Source organism: Peribacillus sp. NPDC097198 (assembly GCF_044762055.1).
GTDB lineage: Bacteria > Bacillota > Bacilli > Bacillales > DSM-1321 > Peribacillus.
Genome location: NZ_JBIWDO010000001.1, coordinates 142,006 through 159,826 on the forward strand (window position 1 = coordinate 142,006; position 17,821 = coordinate 159,826).

At 42.1% G+C, this 17,821-nt stretch carries 19 protein-coding genes; 3 read left to right on the forward strand and 16 right to left on the reverse strand.

What is annotated here, in order from left to right:
* The first annotated feature begins 69 nt into the window (after window positions 1–69).
* Complete coding sequence (locus ACIQXQ_RS00745; RefSeq protein WP_402871337.1) at window positions 70–723, forward strand: YhcN/YlaJ family sporulation lipoprotein; 654 nt, start codon at window positions 70–72, stop codon at window positions 721–723.
* Window positions 724–771: 48 nt separating this feature from the next.
* On the opposite strand, the gene lipA is transcribed toward ACIQXQ_RS00745, so the two are convergent.
* Window positions 772–1,686, reverse strand: a complete 915-nt coding sequence (gene lipA, locus ACIQXQ_RS00750) for a lipoyl synthase (RefSeq protein ID WP_402870983.1) — start codon at window positions 1,684–1,686, stop codon at window positions 772–774.
* Between the two features lie 233 nt (window positions 1,687–1,919).
* Between lipA and ACIQXQ_RS00755 the strand changes: the two genes are divergently transcribed.
* Window positions 1,920–2,885, forward strand: a complete 966-nt coding sequence (locus tag ACIQXQ_RS00755) for a M23 family metallopeptidase (protein WP_402955114.1) — start codon at window positions 1,920–1,922, stop codon at window positions 2,883–2,885.
* Window positions 2,886–2,975: 90 nt separating this feature from the next.
* Window positions 2,976–3,734 carry a sporulation protein YunB gene (yunB, locus tag ACIQXQ_RS00760; RefSeq protein ID WP_402954355.1) on the forward strand — a complete coding sequence of 253 codons (759 nt, stop codon included), beginning with the start codon at window positions 2,976–2,978 and terminating at the stop codon, window positions 3,732–3,734.
* Window positions 3,735–3,749: 15 nt separating this feature from the next.
* On the opposite strand, the gene ACIQXQ_RS00765 is transcribed toward yunB, so the two are convergent.
* From ACIQXQ_RS00765 to ACIQXQ_RS00830, 15 genes are all read right to left on the reverse strand, one after another.
* Window positions 3,750–4,856 carry an HD-GYP domain-containing protein gene (locus ACIQXQ_RS00765; RefSeq protein ID WP_402954358.1) on the reverse strand — a complete coding sequence of 369 codons (1,107 nt, stop codon included), beginning with the start codon at window positions 4,854–4,856 and terminating at the stop codon, window positions 3,750–3,752.
* 143 nt (window positions 4,857–4,999) lie between these two features.
* Window positions 5,000–5,302: a YunC family protein gene (locus tag ACIQXQ_RS00770; protein WP_402870974.1), complete on the reverse strand. Its 303-nt coding sequence runs from the start codon at window positions 5,300–5,302 to the stop codon at window positions 5,000–5,002.
* Between the two features lie 60 nt (window positions 5,303–5,362).
* A complete protein-coding gene (locus tag ACIQXQ_RS00775) occupies window positions 5,363–6,748 on the reverse strand; it encodes a bifunctional metallophosphatase/5'-nucleotidase (RefSeq protein ID WP_402954361.1) in 1,386 nt (461 codons plus the stop codon).
* Window positions 6,749–6,763: 15 nt separating this feature from the next.
* A complete protein-coding gene (locus ACIQXQ_RS00780; protein WP_402954364.1) occupies window positions 6,764–7,591 on the reverse strand; it encodes a sulfite exporter TauE/SafE family protein in 828 nt (275 codons plus the stop codon).
* Window positions 7,592–7,675: 84 nt separating this feature from the next.
* Entirely contained in the window at window positions 7,676–8,524 is an 849-nt protein-coding gene (locus tag ACIQXQ_RS00785; RefSeq protein WP_402954367.1) for a DUF72 domain-containing protein, read from the reverse strand.
* Window positions 8,525–8,812: 288 nt separating this feature from the next.
* Window positions 8,813–8,992, reverse strand: a complete 180-nt coding sequence (locus tag ACIQXQ_RS00790; RefSeq protein WP_402954370.1) for a hypothetical protein — start codon at window positions 8,990–8,992, stop codon at window positions 8,813–8,815.
* 232 nt (window positions 8,993–9,224) lie between these two features.
* Window positions 9,225–10,622, reverse strand: a complete 1,398-nt coding sequence (gene sufB, locus ACIQXQ_RS00795) for a Fe-S cluster assembly protein SufB (RefSeq protein ID WP_402870963.1) — start codon at window positions 10,620–10,622, stop codon at window positions 9,225–9,227.
* Window positions 10,623–10,678: 56 nt separating this feature from the next.
* Complete coding sequence (gene sufU / locus ACIQXQ_RS00800) at window positions 10,679–11,107, reverse strand: Fe-S cluster assembly sulfur transfer protein SufU (RefSeq protein ID WP_402870960.1); 429 nt, start codon at window positions 11,105–11,107, stop codon at window positions 10,679–10,681.
* Window positions 11,097–12,326, reverse strand: coding sequence for a cysteine desulfurase (locus tag ACIQXQ_RS00805; protein ID WP_402954373.1), 1,230 nt, complete (start codon window positions 12,324–12,326; stop codon window positions 11,097–11,099). Before ACIQXQ_RS00805 ends, sufU begins: the two co-directional genes overlap by 11 nt.
* Window positions 12,326–13,627: a Fe-S cluster assembly protein SufD gene (gene sufD / locus ACIQXQ_RS00810; RefSeq protein ID WP_402954376.1), complete on the reverse strand. Its 1,302-nt coding sequence runs from the start codon at window positions 13,625–13,627 to the stop codon at window positions 12,326–12,328. Before sufD ends, ACIQXQ_RS00805 begins: the two co-directional genes overlap by 1 nt.
* 15 nt (window positions 13,628–13,642) lie before the next feature.
* Window positions 13,643–14,428, reverse strand: coding sequence for a Fe-S cluster assembly ATPase SufC (gene sufC / locus ACIQXQ_RS00815; protein WP_402954379.1), 786 nt, complete (start codon window positions 14,426–14,428; stop codon window positions 13,643–13,645).
* A 431-nt stretch (window positions 14,429–14,859) separates the two neighbouring features.
* On the reverse strand, window positions 14,860–15,012 hold the full coding sequence (locus tag ACIQXQ_RS20775) for a YuzK family famiily protein (protein ID WP_483878323.1): 153 nt from the start codon (window positions 15,010–15,012) through the stop codon (window positions 14,860–14,862).
* Between the two features lie 154 nt (window positions 15,013–15,166).
* Window positions 15,167–16,000 carry a MetQ/NlpA family ABC transporter substrate-binding protein gene (locus ACIQXQ_RS00820; protein WP_402870949.1) on the reverse strand — a complete coding sequence of 278 codons (834 nt, stop codon included), beginning with the start codon at window positions 15,998–16,000 and terminating at the stop codon, window positions 15,167–15,169.
* A gap of 15 nt (window positions 16,001–16,015) precedes the next feature.
* Window positions 16,016–16,684, reverse strand: coding sequence for a methionine ABC transporter permease (locus ACIQXQ_RS00825; protein WP_402870946.1), 669 nt, complete (start codon window positions 16,682–16,684; stop codon window positions 16,016–16,018).
* A complete protein-coding gene (locus ACIQXQ_RS00830) occupies window positions 16,677–17,711 on the reverse strand; it encodes a methionine ABC transporter ATP-binding protein (protein ID WP_402954382.1) in 1,035 nt (344 codons plus the stop codon). Before ACIQXQ_RS00830 ends, ACIQXQ_RS00825 begins: the two co-directional genes overlap by 8 nt.
* Between the last annotated feature and the right edge of the window lie 110 nt (window positions 17,712–17,821).

The window sequence follows — 17,821 nt, forward strand, 5'->3', positions numbered from 1 at the left end:
TAATTACTAAGCGAAAAATCAAGAAATATGTTCACCCTATTAGACAAGGGGGTGTTTCCGTTGAAAAAAATGATCCTAACGGTAGGTTTAAGCTCAATTATTGCTCTAACGGGCTGCTCGGGCAATCAAGATCAAAGCAACGGTTTGATGAATAATGACAGGGGTGCAGGTGACCCACAAAATGTAAATAACCCGTCGAAGTATTATGACGAGGATAATCGTAATCAAGACACCAATCGTGACGATTTCGGCTTTACCCGTACGAATAAAACGACCGTTGATGGAAGAAACATCGACAATAAAACGGCCTCCATCGATCGCGAACAGCTAGCTGATATGATTTCAACACTAAGCGTTCAGCTACCAAATGTCAATGACGTCGCTACACTCGTCACGGATGAGGAAGTACTAGTCGTTTATGATACGGATTCAAAAAACCGGACTGAAACGGCTGACCAGGTGAAACGTACTGCCATGGGCGTCGTACCCCGTTACTATCATGTATATGTAAGTGACGACCAAACACACGCACAGGATATCGAGAATTTCGCCACACTGGGTTCTGGCAGTCAAGGAATGGATTATACAATTGAACAAACCATCAAAAATATGCTCAAGTCCCCTCAAGGCTACAAGATGAGTAATGTAGAAAATGAAAATGGCGAAATGATGAATGACAAAAGAGATCGTCATGATAACATTCGTCAAAAGACCATGGATTAACTAGCATGAACCTAAGAAAGGACCGAATAAGAATCGGTCCTTTCCTTTTTATTTCAGTAACTCTTCACCTTTACTATGTTTATGCTTGGCCGCAGCATTCACCTGTTCATCTGCATGGTAGGAAGAACGGACGAGCGGACCGGATTCACAATGGCTGAACCCCTTTTCCAATGCCCTTTCCTTTAATTCCGCAAACTCTTCCGGTGTATAGTATTTCAACACCCTTAAATGCTTTTTCGTCGGTTGTAAATATTGGCCGATCGTCATGATATCCACATGATGTGCTCTAAGGTCATCCATGGTTTCAAGGATTTCTTCACGCGTCTCCCCTAGCCCTACCATTAAACTGGATTTTGTCGGTATTTCCGGCTGTAATTCTTTTGCCCTTTTTAATAGCTCCAATGATCGCTCATATTTCGCTTTAGCCCGTACTTTATCGGAAAGGCTTCTTACCGTCTCGATATTATGGTTCAGGATATCAGGCTTAGCATCCATCAACATCTTAATATTGTCGTATTCGCCACCCATGTCAGAAGGTAGGACTTCAATGGATGTAAACGGATTCTTACGCCGGATCGCCCGGACTGTTTCAGCAAAAACAGCGGCGCCCCCATCCTTTAAATCATCACGGGCCACGGCCGTAATCACCACATGCTTTAGATTCATTAACACGACGGAATCCGCTACACGTTCAGGTTCGGCCCAATCCAATTCATTGGGAAGGCCTGTCTGGACTGCACAAAACCGGCAAGCCCTCGTGCAAATTTCACCTAAAATCATGAATGTGGCTGTCCGTCTAACCGCCCAGCATTCATGTATATTCGGACATTTTGCCTCTTCACAAACGGTATGAAGATTTTTTTCCCTCATCATATTTTTCAGACCCATATAATTTTCATTTGTATTTAATTTAATTTTCAGCCAGTCTGGTTTACGAAGAATTTCTTTATTAGTAGTAGACAAGAAAGTCACTCCATTCTGAGAAATTATGACACCCTACTTTAACAATAATAACGCAAATATACAAGTTATAGGAGGTTTACCATTATTTATTTTTCATGTTTGAAGCTAAATCAGTAAAACTATAGAAGAAGCAGAAAGAAAAGCATTTAGCTCGATGTCCAGCTACACGAAAGGATGAATACGAATTGTCTACGAAAGGAGCTGCCTCTTTGAAAAAGGGATTACTTTTCTTCATCGCCTGTTTGTTTTGTTTGAATACCCATATTCCATCAGTATCGGCAGCCGAAACCCCGGATCCCTATCAAGGGAGGATGGAACTATATAAAAACATGGAGGCCACCTTGCAGATTCCTTGGTATTACCTTGCAGGAGCCGACCAATACGAACATAGCCTGCGACTTTCCCGGAACGATTTGGAACCGGCCAAGGGCCTGATAGGGATCCACATGGAGCCTTCGAGGTGGAGAGGGGCCCTTAATCCTAACCTCACCGACTCAAACCCGCTTTCCATCTCTTTCTTCGATGGATTGGGGCAGGATGGCAACGGGGACGGAAAAGCGGAACTGGAAAACGACACCGACCGTTTATATGCCTTTGCCAAGCATCTCCTGTATTACGGCACAGATGAAGATAATATCCGGATTGGACTATTTGATTATTATAAAAGGGACAAGACAGTCAGCATCATCATTGGCCACGCCCATATCTATAAAAAGTATGGCAGGCTAGATTTACAGGAAAAAGCCTTCCCTGTACCCGTACGGACTCATTATACGTATTTAAATACATGGGGGAGTGCTCGAGGATGGGGAGGCCGAAGGATTCATGAAGGAACGGATATATTCGCGGACTATAGCCTTCCCGTCCGTTCTACGTGTTATGGGATCATTGAAATGAAGGGGTGGAATAAATATGGAGGGTGGCGGATTGGCATACGTGACCTAAACAATACGTACCATTACTTCGCCCATTTAAGCGGTTTTTCTGAAGGTTTGAAGGTGGGACAAATCGTCGAGCCTGGTCAGGTCATCGGCGGTGTGGGCAGTACGGGTTACGGACCGCCCGGGACATCCGGAAAATTCCCGCCTCATCTCCATTATGGGATGTATAAAGATAATGGAATCACCGAGTGGAGTTTTGATCCCTATCCTTATTTGAAAATGTGGGAACGAAAGGATTTAGCAAAAAAAACAAGATGAGCGGCGTTGGGTTCCTTCGCTGCTTTTTGTTATATAACGAACATAAACCCCCGAACTTTATGCATAAGTATTAGTAAAGGGGGCTAAAGTGTGTTTCGAAAAAGATTCCGCCCAAAAAAGTTCCGCAAAAAAGGACCTCTTCCTACCAGAAAGGTTTTTCTTTATTCATTCATCCTTTTTATCCTATCAAGCATCCTGACGCTTCGTTACGTTGATAAGGAAATTGAACCGGTCATCATGAAAGTGGCAGAAAATGAAATCAAGCGGATTGCAACCGAGACCATTCACGAAGCTGTTGATGACAATATCTCTAAAGTCGATATGGAAAAGATCATCGTCACCAACAAAAATGACGATGCCAACCCCTCCTACAGCTTTAATCCTGGGATCTATAATGAATTACGTTCCAACATCACAAAGGACATTCAAAATAATCTCGGAATTAAAAAGGGAAATCCCTTCAACAAAAAGGAACCAGCCAAACTTAATGATGAACAATATAAAACGGTGGTGTATTATGTCCCCTTAGGGGTGGTAACCGGAAATAGCCTTCTTTCCAATTATGGACCCAAGATTCCCGTGAAAATGTCCGTCATCGGGAATGTCCAGTCGGATTTAAAAACCAAACTCACAAACGCCGGCATCAATAATGTGTATTACGAAATGGCCGTCGATTTCAATGTCAATATCCAGATTGTCATCCCCTCATTCACAAAAGAAACCAAAGTCAGCCAGGAAGTGAAGGTTGGCAGCATTTTGATGCAGGGGGATGTCCCAAGTTATTATAGCAACGGAAGCGGCACGGTCGCTCCTGCCATCATGAAGGACGAGAAGGAAGATAAGAAGTAAAAAACAGCTTGCCCTTTATAAGGTTAAGCTGTTTTCTTGTATATTCAGGCACTCCTTTATCAGCAAATGGAGGTCTGTCCGTAAATCCACCTCATATGGATGCACTACTTTATGGTTAGGTTCCTCAAGGATACGTACAACGGGTCGATCCCCTATTCCCTCGTTTTGGGAAGAGACGATTCCTTTTCTCCCATCATTCAGTTCCACAGTTAATCCGTTAGGATAAATGGCCACCGCCCGGCGAAAAGCCTCGATTATCTGTTTGTCGAACTTTTTCCCTGCACCTGCATATAAGATTTCCAAGCCCTCATGGGGAAGCATCGCCTTGCGGTAAACGCGATTAGATGTAACCGCATCGAATACATCGGCGACCGCAATGATTTTACCGTAATAATGAATTTCGTCCCCCCTGACCCCACGGGGATATCCAGACCCATCCAGCCTTTCATGGTGTTGATAGGCGCAATTCGCGACGATGAGTGAAACCGTATATACGTTTTTAATTAAATGAAATCCATACTCGGGATGCTTTTGAATTTGCTCAAACTCTTCCTCGGTTAGCTTACCCGGCTTTCTCAAGATATCCACTGGTACAAGCATCTTGCCGACATCGTGTAGAATGGCGCCCAGCCCAAGAACTTCTAACTGTTTTTTTTCTAGCTTCAATTCCATACCTAAAGCAAGTGTGTATAGCGTCACATTAAAGGAATGAGTAAAAATATAATCATCATATGTATAGACGTCAGCCAGTAAAGTCAGCAATTCGTTGCTGTTTTTCAACTCTTCCATGATACTTCGTACGAGATGGGTGAATTTCAACGCGGCCTTCTCGATGGTAAATGCACTATTCACCTTGACGCCATTTTTGATTTCCAGAAAAGTGGCTTCTATCGTTTGAAGGGCCTCTCGCCTTAGTTCCCCAGAAATCGGTGGCTTTGGCATGATGTCATCCGTTCTAGAATCTTGAATATAAACAAAGGGAATATTAAGGGCAACCAATCGATTGATCATTTTTTGTGTCAATGTTAGCCCCTCGCTCAAAAGGATGGTGCCCTGCTCATTATAGATGTTCATACCGAGCCGCTCTCCCGGATTAAGCGACGCTGTAATGGATAGCCTCATACTAATACTCCGTTTCAGATTCAAAATTTTAAATAGTTCCTTATAGAAAATATCGGCTATATTTGTGGAAATTCAACCTGAAACCTATTTATTTTTTTCAATTAAAAATAAGGCCCCCTCTATTTAAAGGAAAGCCTTTATAATTAAATCATTTTCATTAATGCCTTCCTTCCAATCATTCCCCGGTAAATGCCCTTTTCTTCAGCCTCCCACGTAACGGTTTCGAGAGGTGCATCCAGTAACTCTTCTATCGTTTTAACGCCTATAGCCCTTCCTGCAAGGATTTTCCGGTCCTTTAACGTTTCATTCAAAAGACCGACGTCTAATGCTCCGCACATGATATATCCCTTTTCGGATGCTACGGCAAGCAGATTGGTTTTGGGCAGTTGGACGGAGATGGCTAAGAATGTTTTGCTATCGATCATTATTGGCATCATGTTAATCAATTGGTTTCGCCCCCTCTTTCTCATATATTATGAAAAGGAGGGAGGAACCGTGATATATACCTAGTTGTCGGGATACATTTTTTTCAACTTCCATAAAAGGATATCACGTAAAAATTCTGGCATTAAGTACTCCTTTTGTTTGGAGCGCTGAATGCTTGGGAAGAAGTGCCCGAACGTAAACATATCTGGTAGGGCCAGTTTATAGGTTTGATCCGGTTGAATCTTTGTACCTTTCACGCTGATTTCTTTAACGATTCCGTTTTTCGTCCGTTTAAATTCTATTTGATCATAGTGCATGACTCCCATGATCTTTCCTCGGAATCCGAAGCCCTTCACCTGGATATGGGGCCACTCCTCATTTCGGGAAAGCATGAGGATTTCCTTCAATTCCCGGCCATTCACTTCAACGATGCACGGATTGATCGGATGGGGACAGATCTGGTGAATATCCCCTTTGGAGACGGGACCTTGTGGCAAGCCTTCCAATAACAGCCCAGCATTCACAAAGGAACAGTCCGCTTCGCTCCACTCTCGTAACGCTTCACCTAGAATCTTCGTAAGCGGCGACACTTTAAACCAATCATTCTCCAAAGGTTCAGGTAAGGATAGGACAACTTGTTTGAGAGCATCCCTCCCGACTTGGTTCATATCTTCAATCCAGCTCCGCTCGCCCTCCAATTCGGGAAGGTCGTTGGTATCGTAGAGCATGGCCGTCTTCTTGATTACTTCTTTTTTGTCATTAAGGGTCAATTCCACTTGACCAATATAAAACCCATATTTTCCCGCACCACAAAGTAATGCTTGGTTGACGAGTTTTCCTTGATGAAGAATATGATGGGTGTGAGCACCAAGAATGATATCTATTTCCGGAAAGTCTTCTGCCATTCTTTCGTCATCATGTATGCCCAGATGAGAAAGAACGATCACTACATCTGCCATTTCCTTGATCTTTTCTATCTGTTTTTGTAATTCCGCAAATGGATCGGCAATATGCCAATCCAATGCACGATAAAACTTTTGGAAAAAGGCGGTCAGCCCGATCATGCCAAGCTTTGTACCTTTTTTCGTGGTATGTATCCAGTAAGGAAGCGCCCATTGGGGCCTAGTATCGTTCAGGTAATAGATATTCGCTGCCAATACCTTGAAATGAGCTTTATTATACAAAGTATCCAACGCTTCATGAGGCAATGTAATGCCTTCGTTATTGCCGATTGTTACATATTGATAACCCGCTTCGTTCAGAAGGTCAATATTCCCCTTACCCATCGTACCTTCTGAGAATGGGTGCCAGCGGTCGACATGGTCTCCTATATCTAGTATGACCGCTTCCTCTCCCGTTTCTTGATGAAGTTGTCTTCTTTCTTTAAGAAACTTATCAATACGAGGCCAATTTTCAAAATGACTGTGAAAATCATTGGTGTGATATAGATGTATGATTTCTGACATCATTTTTCCCCCTCGTTATCCTGTTATACCTTGGTAAATAAGACGTAGCCCAATAATGATCAGAACCAATTTCAGCATGTTCTCAAGTGCTGAGCTGTTCAGGCGTGTATTCACAAAAGCTCCAAGTTTCGCACCAAGCCAAGCCCCTGGAATCAAGGCAATCACATATGGCCAATGAACATTCCCCAGAGAGATATGCGTGATGGAATTCGTAATGGAAGATAAAAATACCATGAACATCGATGTCGCCACAGCCACATGGGGCGGGAAGAAAAATACCAGCATCATGACCGGGACCATGAGCGATCCTCCGCCAATGCCAAATAACCCGGAACTGATCCCCACGACAAATGAGATGGATATGGCCACCAAGGGCTGATATCCATAAGTGGATGCCTGTCCATTTTTGTTTATATAAGTCTTGGTGATTTTTCCGGTCCCCGGTTTGAAGGTGATCGGTCGCAATCTATCTTTCACCAATAAGACGATGGCCATCACTATCATAAAAAGGCCGAAGTACAGCGAAAATGCATCCACATTGAGAACTTTGTTCACATAAGCTCCGATGATCCCCCCTGGGGCGCTTCCAGCAAAGAAAATGAGACCGGCCTTATAATCCACTACTTTATGCTTCATATAAGATAAAGTGGAAGCCAATCCAGTGAAAATCATGATGACTGTTGAAACACCAACCGCTACTTGTGGCGTCAAGGCGCCCATCACCTCTGTGGAGCTACCTAGAAATAAGAGCGAAGGCACTATGATGATTCCGCCCCCTAATCCTACAAGGGCCCCGATTGTACCCGCCAATAAACCCACACTAATTAATAATACCCATATCATGAAGAAATCCGCCTTTATCGATTTGTGAGCTAAAGCTCTTCTTCTAGTTTGCCCACCCAGTCTTTATTCATTATATAGTCCAAATTAAAACAAACCAAGTTGCTTAGGAGCCAATCCTTCATATGTAAGGCCTAGCAAATCGATAAATTGTTTGGCATTATCCGCCGCGTCCCCACCAGAGTTATTGTTGAACAATACATATACATCCTTACTCTGCTTTTCTAATAGGCGAAGTTTTCCCACCCAGTCGGTTAATTCCTGTTGGTTATAGCGATATAAATAGCGCACTTCCCGCCAGTTTGCTCCAGAAGCTGGTTTCTGCCAACCGTGGATATTGCGTCCATGAAAGCGTACTAACGTTTTATCTGGATGCGTAGCCTTGAGGACAAGGGGGATGGAACCTTCTCCTGCCTGTGGTTCGTCACATACCGTGTGAATCCACCCTTCTTGCTCGATGAACTCGAGTGTCTGCTGGACCCTATTCGGTCGGTACCAACTTTGGTTCCTGAACTCAATGGCCACAGGAATATCCCCCATCTCCGCCCTACACCATCGGAGATACTGAACATTCTCCCGTTTGCAATCAAACCATGGCGGAAACTGAAAAAGGACCATCGCGAGTTTACCCGACTTTTGAAAAGCTTCAAGAGATTCCCGGAATGCAGTGAACATCTCTTTTTTACTTTCAAAAGGAATCTCACCTCTTTGGTGACCAGTCATTCCCTGATAGGCTTTTACAACAAATTGAAAGGAATCTGGTGTCTCGGCTATCCACTTTTCTATATTCCGCCTCGGCTGAATGGCATAAAAAGATGCATCCACCTCAACCGTTGGAAAATGCGCTCCATATACCTTCAGCTTGTCACGAGTGGGAACTTTATCGATTGATAATGAATCATGGTCCCCCCAACCTGTTAAGCCAATGTATATCACTCTTCACCCCTCCTAAACCACTTACACTATACTTTTTTTACCCTTTCACTACTGACTTCAAAACGTATAAGCACTGTCACTCGATTCACTCTTCCTGCTTCTCATACGACTGGTTTCCTATTCCTTTATCATATCAAAATCTACCGGTTGTTACACATACATCCAGCAAGGATTCTTCCCTTTTAACCTATCATTTCGTGCAGATAATGAGTAAATGAAAAAGGCCCTTGGATAAGGACCTTTTTCAGACTTAATATTTTAGAACCATTCTAGCCAAAACGGTTCAGTTTATTCATCATGATGCCTAATCGCACCACTATGATCCCTTCCATGACTCTTAGAACGACTTCCGGAAACCGGCTGGGAGTTCGGTTCCCCCTTTTTCAGGAATATCCCAGTCAGCCCTAAAACAAGGCTAACACCGATTCCTACGAAAACCAATTCTTTATTCTGAATCAGCCAATCCACAATATCCACCTCTACCTATATGTACTTTCTTTTAAAGACAAAAAAAGTACCTGCTTGATTGGTACTTTCCCTTCAATCGTCTAAACCCTTTAAGAGGATCAACAGAAAAAAATAGAAGAAGACGAACTAAGTTCGCCTTCTTCGGGCAAAGGAAAACCGAAATGGCATGTGCACACCCGGTTTCCTTCACTTTATTCCATCTACAACGTTTGTTAAAAACATATATAGATGATTAACCAATAGAACCTTCCATTTCGAACTTGATTAAGCGGTTCATTTCTACTGCATATTCCATCGGAAGCTCTTTCGTGAATGGCTCAATGAAGCCCATGACGATCATTTCTGTTGCTTCTTGCTCAGAGATTCCACGGCTCATCAAGTAGAACAATTGCTCTTCTGATACTTTGGAAACCTTCGCTTCATGCTCAAGAGAAATGTTGTCATTTAAAATTTCATTGTATGGGATTGTATCAGATGTTGACTGATTATCCATGATTAATGTATCGCATTCGATATTTGAGCGGGCTCCCTCGGCTTTACGTCCGAAATGGACCATACCACGGTAAGTTACTTTCCCGCCTTGTTTAGAAATCGATTTTGATACGATTGTTGAAGAAGTGTTAGGTGCAAGGTGAATCATTTTCGCTCCTGCATCTTGATGTTGACCTTTACCAGCAATGGCAATGGATAATGTCATACCACGAGCGCCTTCGCCTTTTAAGATGACGGCTGGGTATTTCATCGTCAGTTTAGAACCGATGTTTCCATCAATCCATTCCATCGTTGCATTCGCATCACAAACCGCACGTTTCGTAACCAAGTTAAACACATTGTTAGCCCAGTTTTGAATTGTCGTATAACGGCAATATGCGTCTTTTTTGATGACGATTTCCACGACCGCACTATGAAGGGAATTGGTTGTATAAACTGGTGCTGTACAACCTTCAACATAATGAACGGATGCTCCTTCATCGACGATGATCAGCGTACGTTCGAATTGACCCATATTTTCTGAGTTAATACGGAAGTATGCTTGAAGCGGTGTATCCACTTTCACGCCTTTTGGTACATAGATGAATGATCCACCGGACCATACAGCTGAATTCAAGGCAGCGAATTTATTATCCGTTGGCGGAATCGTTTTACCGAAATGCTCGCGGAAGATATCTTCATTTTCACGAAGAGCGGAATCCGTATCTTTAAATACGATACCCATGTCTTCTAATTCTACCTTCATGTTGTGGTAAACCACTTCGGATTCATATTGAGCAGAAACCCCTGCTAAATATTTTTGCTCCGCTTCAGGAATTCCTAATTTATCAAACGTTTGCTTGATTTCATCAGGCACTTCATCCCATGATTTCTCGGACTTCTCAGATGGTTTCACATAGTAAGTGATTTCGTCGAAGTTCAAGCTTTTTAGGTCTCCGCCCCACTGAGGCATCGGCATATTGTAAAAATGCTCCAATGATTTCAAACGGAAATCTAGCATCCATTGTGGTTCACTTTTCATGCGTGAAATTTCTTCCACGATTTCTTTTGTCAGGCCGCGCTTTGAACGGAAGATGGAAATATCTTTATCCGCAAAGCCATATTTATAATCGCCAATTTCAGGCATCTTTTTAGCCATAGCTTGTATTCCTCCATTTCAAATGGCTGAATCTACAACAGCTCATTTAAATTTAATTATTCCTTTAAACCTTTTTCCATGGCCTTCCAGGCTAGAGTCGCGCACTTGATTCGTGCAGGGAACTTAGAGACCCCTTGAAGTGCTTCAATGTCACCAAGGTCGATTTCATCATCATACTCTTTTCCTTGTATCATTTCTGAAAAAGTCTTGGACATCGCTAAAGCCGTATCTATATCTTTTCCTTTGATGGCTTGAGTCATCATGGAAGCCGAGCTCATTGAAATCGAACAGCCATCGCCATCGAATTTAACATCACTGACCTTATTGTCTTCGATTTTCATCGTTAAACGAATACGGTCGCCGCATGTGGGATTATTCATATCGATGGTCAAACTTCCATCTTCAAGCATACCCTTGTTACGGGGTTTCTTATAGTGATCCATGATGACCTGACGGTAAAGTGTATCTAAGTTATCAAAAGACATTACTGAAATACTCCTTCGTTTTGACAAGCCCGGACACTAGCTTATCGATCTCTTCTTCCGTGTTATATAGATAGAAACTTGCTCTTGCTGTCGATGATACGTCCAGCCATTTCATTAAAGGCTGAGCGCAGTGATGACCGGCACGGACAGCGATTCCATCTGCATCTAGGACGGTAGCGACGTCATGTGGATGGACGTCATCTATATTAAAGGTTACTACACCGGCACGTTTTTTCGGATCTTTTGTGCCATAAATCGTAAGGCCTTCCACTTCAGACAACTTATCGATCGCATAGGCAGCAAGTTTGTGTTCATGCTGTTCGATTTGATCCATGCCGATTTCTTCCAAGAAATCAATGGCAGCACCAAGACCGATGGCACCTGCGATGATTGGAGTTCCGGCTTCGAATTTCCAAGGGAGTTCTTTCCAAGTAGATTCATACAAACCTACGAAGTCAATCATCTCTCCACCAAATTCAATCGGCTCCATTTTTTCGAGAAGTTCCTTTTTACCATATAATACGCCGATTCCAGTCGGACCGACCATTTTATGGCCTGAAAGAGCAAAGAAATCACAATCTAAATCACGGACATCCACTTTCATATGCGGTGTACTTTGCGCTCCGTCCACCACCATGATTGCATGATGTTCATGCGCGATCTTTGCGATTTCCTTAACAGGATTAATCACACCAAGCACATTGGAAACCTGCATGACAGACACGATTTTCGTGGCATCCGTAATGGTAGCCCGCACATCATCAAGCGAAATCGTTCCATCCTCTTGTAGCGGAATATATTTCAGTACAGCACCCTTTTCTTTAGCGAGCTGCTGCCATGGAATGATATTACTATGATGTTCCATATAGGAGATGACAATTTCGTCACCTTCTTTAATATTTGCACCACCGTAACTCTTCGCTACGGTATTTAAGGATGTAGTCGTTCCTCTAGTGAATATGATTTCTTCAGTAGAGGATGCATTGATGAATTTACGAACTTTTTCACGTGCACCTTCATACGCATCCGTAGCTTTTGTTCCAAGTGTATGCACACCACGGTGAACATTAGAGTTAAAACCGCGGTAATAATTTTCAATCGTTTCAATGACAGCAGCCGGTTTTTGAGATGTTGCAGCGCTGTCTAAATAAACTAATGGCTGACCATTGACTTCTTGATCTAATATCGGAAAAAGCTTACGAATTTCGTATGGGTTCATTACTGTACTTTCCTTTCAATGACCTCGACTAGTTGTTTTCTAACTCCTTCGATTGGAAGTTGATTCACAACAGGGGCCAAGAATCCGTGAATGACAAGTCTTTCTGCTTCTTTTTTCGCGATACCACGACTCATCAAGTAATAAAGTTGAAGGGGATCAACACGGCCGACAGACGCAGCATGTCCTGCCGTAACATCATCCTCATCGATTAACAGGATTGGGTTAGCGTCTCCACGTGCCTTTTCACTTAACATCAATACACGTGATTCCTGTTCCGCATTGGCCTTTGTTGCACCATACTCTATTTTACCAATACCATTAAAGATGGTTGATGCACTGTCTTTCATAACACCATGCTTAAGGATGAAGCCTTCAGAGCGTTTTCCGAAATGAACAACGGCTGTCGTGAAGTTTTGTTTTTGTTCCCCGCGTCCAACCACTACGGATTTTGTATCTCCGTAAGAGCCATCACCTATTAGATTGGTTGTATTATCTGAAATCGTATTACCATCGTTCATCAATCCAAGTGCCCACTCAAGACGAGCATCGCGTGCAACTACCCCACGACGGTTCACATATGTTGTGAATCCTTTGGATAGAGTGTCAACAGCGCCATATTCCACTTTCGCATTTGCATTCGCAAACACTTCGGTTACGATATTAGCGATGCCTTCATTAGACTCAACGGCCGAGAAGTAGTTCTCCACGTATGTTACAGAACTATTATCTTCCGCTACGATCAATACGTGATTGAACAGTGTAGTTTCAGGATTATCCACCAAGAATACTGCTTGGATTGGTTCTTTGATTTCTACATTTTTCGGAACATATAGGAATGCTCCCCCGTTAAGCAATGCAGCATGTAGAGCCGTTAAACGGTGTTCATTCACTTTCACGCCATCTTTCATGAAATACTTCTGTACTAACTCAGCATGATCTCGAGCCGCTGTGAAAATATCCATGAAGATAACGCCTTGTTCTTTTATAGCTGCTGACAAATTAATATGTGCCGGCGTATTATTGCGTTGAATGTATAGATTTTCATTTTCTTCAATGATCGATTTAATCTCTTTTGGAAGTTCTTCTAAAGAAGCAAATGCTTCACTTTCAACCGTATGGGTTTTGAATGAAGTGAAATTCCATTTATCTATCTTCGTTTTATCCGGTCTAGGCATCGGAAGCTCTTCTAAATCTGAAAAAGCTTTGATTCGAAGGTCTGATAGCCAAGATGGCTCATTATTTTTTGTTGAATAAGAGCTTATGTCCTCTTTTTCAAGCGATAATTTCATTTCTGTAGTCATTGCAAATCCTCCTACTTACGCTTCTTCGCCAACAGTTTCGTCTTCAATGCCCAATTCTTGTTTAATCCAGTCATAACCTTCTGCTTCTAGTCGTGCAGCTAATTCAGGACCGCCTGATTTAACGACGCGACCTTGCATCATAACGTGTACGTAATCAGGTGTGATGTAGTTTAGTAGACGTTGGTAGTGAGTGATGATCAAGCAACCGAAGTCTTCTCCACGCATTTCATTGATTCCTTTAGAAACGACTTTAAGTGCATCGATATCAAGACCTGAGTCAATTTCATCCAAAATGGCGATTTTTGGTTGAATCATCATTAATTGAAGGATTTCATTACGTTTTTTCTCTCCGCCAGAGAATCCTTCATTCAAATAACGTTGAGCCATATCTTCATCCATTTCAAGGAATTCCATGTTTTTATCCATTTGACGGATGAATTTCATAAGTGAAACTTCGTCGCCTTCTTCACGGCGTGCATTGACAGCCGAACGCAAGAAGTCTGCATTTGTAACACCACTGATTTCACTTGGATATTGCATAGCAAGGAAAAGACCAACACGAGCACGTTCGTCAACTTCCATTTCCAATACGTCTTCACCATCAAAACTGATGCTTCCGCTTGTTACTTCATATTTAGGGTGACCCATGATTGCTGAAGATAAAGTGGATTTACCTGTTCCGTTCGGCCCCATGATTGCATGGATTTCTCCGCCTTTTACTTCCAGGTTAACCCCTTTTAAAATTTCTTTGCCTTCTATTGATACATGAAGATCTTTTACCGTTAATGTTGAACCTGACATAATAATACCTCCGTGAACTTAATTCCTATTTTATTACAGAAAGTGAAAATCACTTTCTTGACTATAGTTTTCAAAAAATCATTCTCACTTTATTCTCATTACAATTTTATAACAAATCCAATTTAGAATCAACTAATATAGATGGAGGTTTTTACTCGCTAGGGAGTGGAAACCTGCCCTATTGTTATAAAACGACCGTATAAAGGCTTTTCACTGCAAATATGCCCTTATTTTAGTTTTCGTTAATGTAAGCTAATTATTCGGGATTCCATTCATAATAAGATATTCCCGAAAAGTTCAAGGGGAAGACGGTTGGCCCTTATCATGAAAAAAATCGATCTGCAGGAGTAATGAGCAGGATCCGGTACGTACAACAGATCACTTTTCATTTTACCTCTACAGACCGATTTTTGAAAGACTCTAATATATGCTTATCCGTGGATTTTACGTTGTAATTCCAGAACCATTTTATTGCATTGCTCATGTTCCCTATCTCTTACTTTTTCAACCTCGATACGAAGGTCTAAATTTCTGCTGTATTCACTGTACCCAACCCCATGTGATAACTGCATAGCTTTTTCCATTTCGCTCGTTACGTTTAAATCTAAAGTATTGATAGTGAACCATCCTTTCAAATTTGTGAATCATTTTGTTTCTTCGTCTATTCTATACCCTTTGCTTTCAACTTTAAACCCCAACTTAAAAACGACCTGGAAATCCAGGTCGTCTTTCGTTGCTTTATTCCTTTGCAGGTACGACTGCACCCTCATATTCCTCAAGAATGAAATCTTGAATTTCTTTGGAATGTAATACTTCCACAAGCGTCTTGATTTCTTCTTTGTCTTCGTCACCTTTATTAACAGCGATCACGTTCACATATGGTGATTCAGAATCTTCTATTGCAATGGAATCTTTAAGTGGATTCAAGCCAGCGTCGATTGCATAGTTAGAGTTGATTAGGACCGCATCTCCTTCGCCACTTTCATAGATCTTCGGAAGTAATGCCGCTTCATAATCTGCATCGAATTTAATGTTCTTCTTATTCTCGACAATATCTTTTACTGTAGCTGTCGTTTTATCAATGCCTTCTTTAAGAGTAATCAGGCCATTCTTTTCTAAAAGTGATAAGGCACGTCCATGGTCTGCAACAGAGCTGCTTAAAATGATTGTTGCTCCTTCTGGAAGCTTATCAATGCTTTTATATTTTTGTGAATACAAAGCAATTGGTTCAATATGGATGCCGCCTGCATTAACAAAATCATATCCATTTTCCTTAATTTGAGATTCTAAATAAGGAATGTGCTGGAAGTAGTTCGCGTCCAGTTCTTTATTGTTCAAAGCCTTGTTTGGCAAGATATAGTCTTGGAATGTTTCCACTTCCAATTCAATGCCTTTTTCTTTAAGAAGAGGAATCGCTTTTTCAAGAATCTCTGCATGTGGTACATTCGATGCACCCACCACTAACTTCTTCGTATCATCGCCACTACCTGTATCTTTCTCTTTATCCGTTCCGCAAGCCGCCAATGCAATTGATAAAACTAGAACGAATGCAAACCCTAAAAACTTTTTCATCCTTTTCATCTCCCCTTATCTTTTATCCAATTTAGAAGTAATCACATCACCGATAATCTGTATGATGAAGACAATAATTAATATGACAATCGTCGCTACCAGGGTAACGTCGTTGTGATTCCGTTGATAACCGTCCAGATAGGCTAAGTTACCCAATCCACCAGCCCCGATGACACCTGCCATTGCCGTGTATCCAACCAATGCAATCGATGTTACCGTGATGCCTGATATAAGGGCCGGCATCGATTCTGGAAGGAGGACCTTATAAATGATGGTGCTGGTTTTGGCTCCCATTGATTTAGCCGCTTCAATCACGCCTTTATCAATCTCACGAAGGCCGATTTCGACCATCCGCGCATAAAACGGTGCTGCACCGATAATGAGTGCTGGTAATGCCGCATTCTCACCAATCATGCTACCGACAAGTAATTTGGTGAACGGAATTAATAATACAATCAAGATAAGGAATGGAATCGAACGGAAAATATTAACGAAAGCACTTAACACACCGTTAACGCCCCGATTCTCCCACATATTCCCCTTGCCTGTTAAAAACAGAAGCAACCCCAATAGTATCCCTATAAAAAAGGTCGCTACAACTGAAATACTTGTCATATACAGCGTTTCTTTCGTCGCTTCTATGATGTCTTCCCAATCTACATTCGGCAATAATTCTTCAAGCATGAGTAATCACCTCCACGCCTACCTGCTGTGCTTTTATGAATTCGATTGCGCGGAGCATTTCATCTTCACTGCCATCAAGGTGGATGAACAATGTTCCATATGAGCCGCTTCTCGTTTGTGATATCTTCCCCTGGACAATGTTCACATCCAACTCAAAATTACGTACCAATTTTGTGATCAACGGGCTTTCTGCATGATCCCCCACGAATGTCAGTTGAATCACTTTTCCTGCTGGATACCGTTCAAACAAATGCTCCATCGTTTCTTTTGTCTCTTCTGGTTCTGTCACCTGCTGAACAAAACGCTTAGTCATCTGTTCTTTAGGGTTTCTGAATACTTCCAGGACAGCTCCCTGTTCGACTACCCGTCCACTTTCCATCACAGCCACTCGATTGCAAATCTTCCGAATGACATGCATCTCATGTGTAATCAAGACAATGGTTAAACCAAGGCGTTGATTTATATCCACAAGCAATTCCAGGATGGAATCGGTTGTCTGGGGATCTAGAGCGGACGTGGCCTCATCACACAAAAGCACTTTCGGGTTATTGGCAAGAGCCCTCGCTATTCCCACCCTTTGCTTCTGTCCACCACTTAGCTGCGATGGATACGCTTTTTCTCTTCCTTCCAATCCAACTAACTTAATGAGTTCATTGACGCGCTTGATGCGTTCTTGCTTGGAGATGCCCGCAATTTCCAGAGGAAAGGATATATTTTCTTGAACGGTCCTTGACCACAAGAGATTAAAATGCTGAAAAATCATGCTAATCTCTTGACGGGCTTTACGAAGCTTAGACCCTTTAATTGTTGAAACTTCATTTCCCGCAACGTTCACGGAGCCCTCAGTAGGCCGTTCCAACCCATTCAGCATACGTATGAGCGTACTCTTGCCAGCCCCACTGTATCCGATGACTCCGAAAATCTCGCCTTTATTTATTTCTAAATTCACACTATTCACGGCATGAATCGTTTCGCTATTTGCTTTTCCTGTTCGAAAAAGTTTACTGACGTTTGACAATGTAATCATGTATGCTCACCTCTTTATCCAATTAAGCCTATGAATTTAGTCGATTTATTTTTATGGCCTCCTGATGAATCTATCCAACTATGATTCAAAGAAAATAGAAAAAGCCCTTC

Coding starts and splice junctions, on each gene's coding strand:
- ACIQXQ_RS00765 (WP_402954358.1), bottom strand. CDS start 4,856: ATGAGGCTATCCATTACAGCGTCGCTTAATCCGGGAGAGCGGCTCGGT.
- ACIQXQ_RS00780 (WP_402954364.1), bottom strand. CDS start 7,591: ATGATATGGGTATTATTAATTAGTGTGGGTTTATTGGCGGGTACAATC.
- ACIQXQ_RS00825 (WP_402870946.1), bottom strand. CDS start 16,684: ATGCTTGAAGAATTATTGCCGAATGTAGATTGGGAAGACATCATAGAA.
- sufU (WP_402870960.1), bottom strand. CDS start 11,107: ATGTCTTTTGATAACTTAGATACACTTTACCGTCAGGTCATCATGGAT.
- ACIQXQ_RS00805 (WP_402954373.1), bottom strand. CDS start 12,326: ATGAACCCATACGAAATTCGTAAGCTTTTTCCGATATTAGATCAAGAA.
- sufC (WP_402954379.1), bottom strand. CDS start 14,428: ATGTCAGGTTCAACATTAACGGTAAAAGATCTTCATGTATCAATAGAA.
- ACIQXQ_RS00820 (WP_402870949.1), bottom strand. CDS start 16,000: ATGAAAAAGTTTTTAGGGTTTGCATTCGTTCTAGTTTTATCAATTGCA.
- ACIQXQ_RS00830 (WP_402954382.1), bottom strand. CDS start 17,711: ATGATTACATTGTCAAACGTCAGTAAACTTTTTCGAACAGGAAAAGCA.
- ACIQXQ_RS20775 (WP_483878323.1), bottom strand. CDS start 15,012: ATGGAAAAAGCTATGCAGTTATCACATGGGGTTGGGTACAGTGAATAC.
- sufB (WP_402870963.1), bottom strand. CDS start 10,622: ATGGCTAAAAAGATGCCTGAAATTGGCGATTATAAATATGGCTTTGCG.
- ACIQXQ_RS00745 (WP_402871337.1), top strand. CDS start 70: ATGATCCTAACGGTAGGTTTAAGCTCAATTATTGCTCTAACGGGCTGC.
- ACIQXQ_RS00775 (WP_402954361.1), bottom strand. CDS start 6,748: ATGTCAGAAATCATACATCTATATCACACCAATGATTTTCACAGTCAT.
- sufD (WP_402954376.1), bottom strand. CDS start 13,627: ATGACTACAGAAATGAAATTATCGCTTGAAAAAGAGGACATAAGCTCT.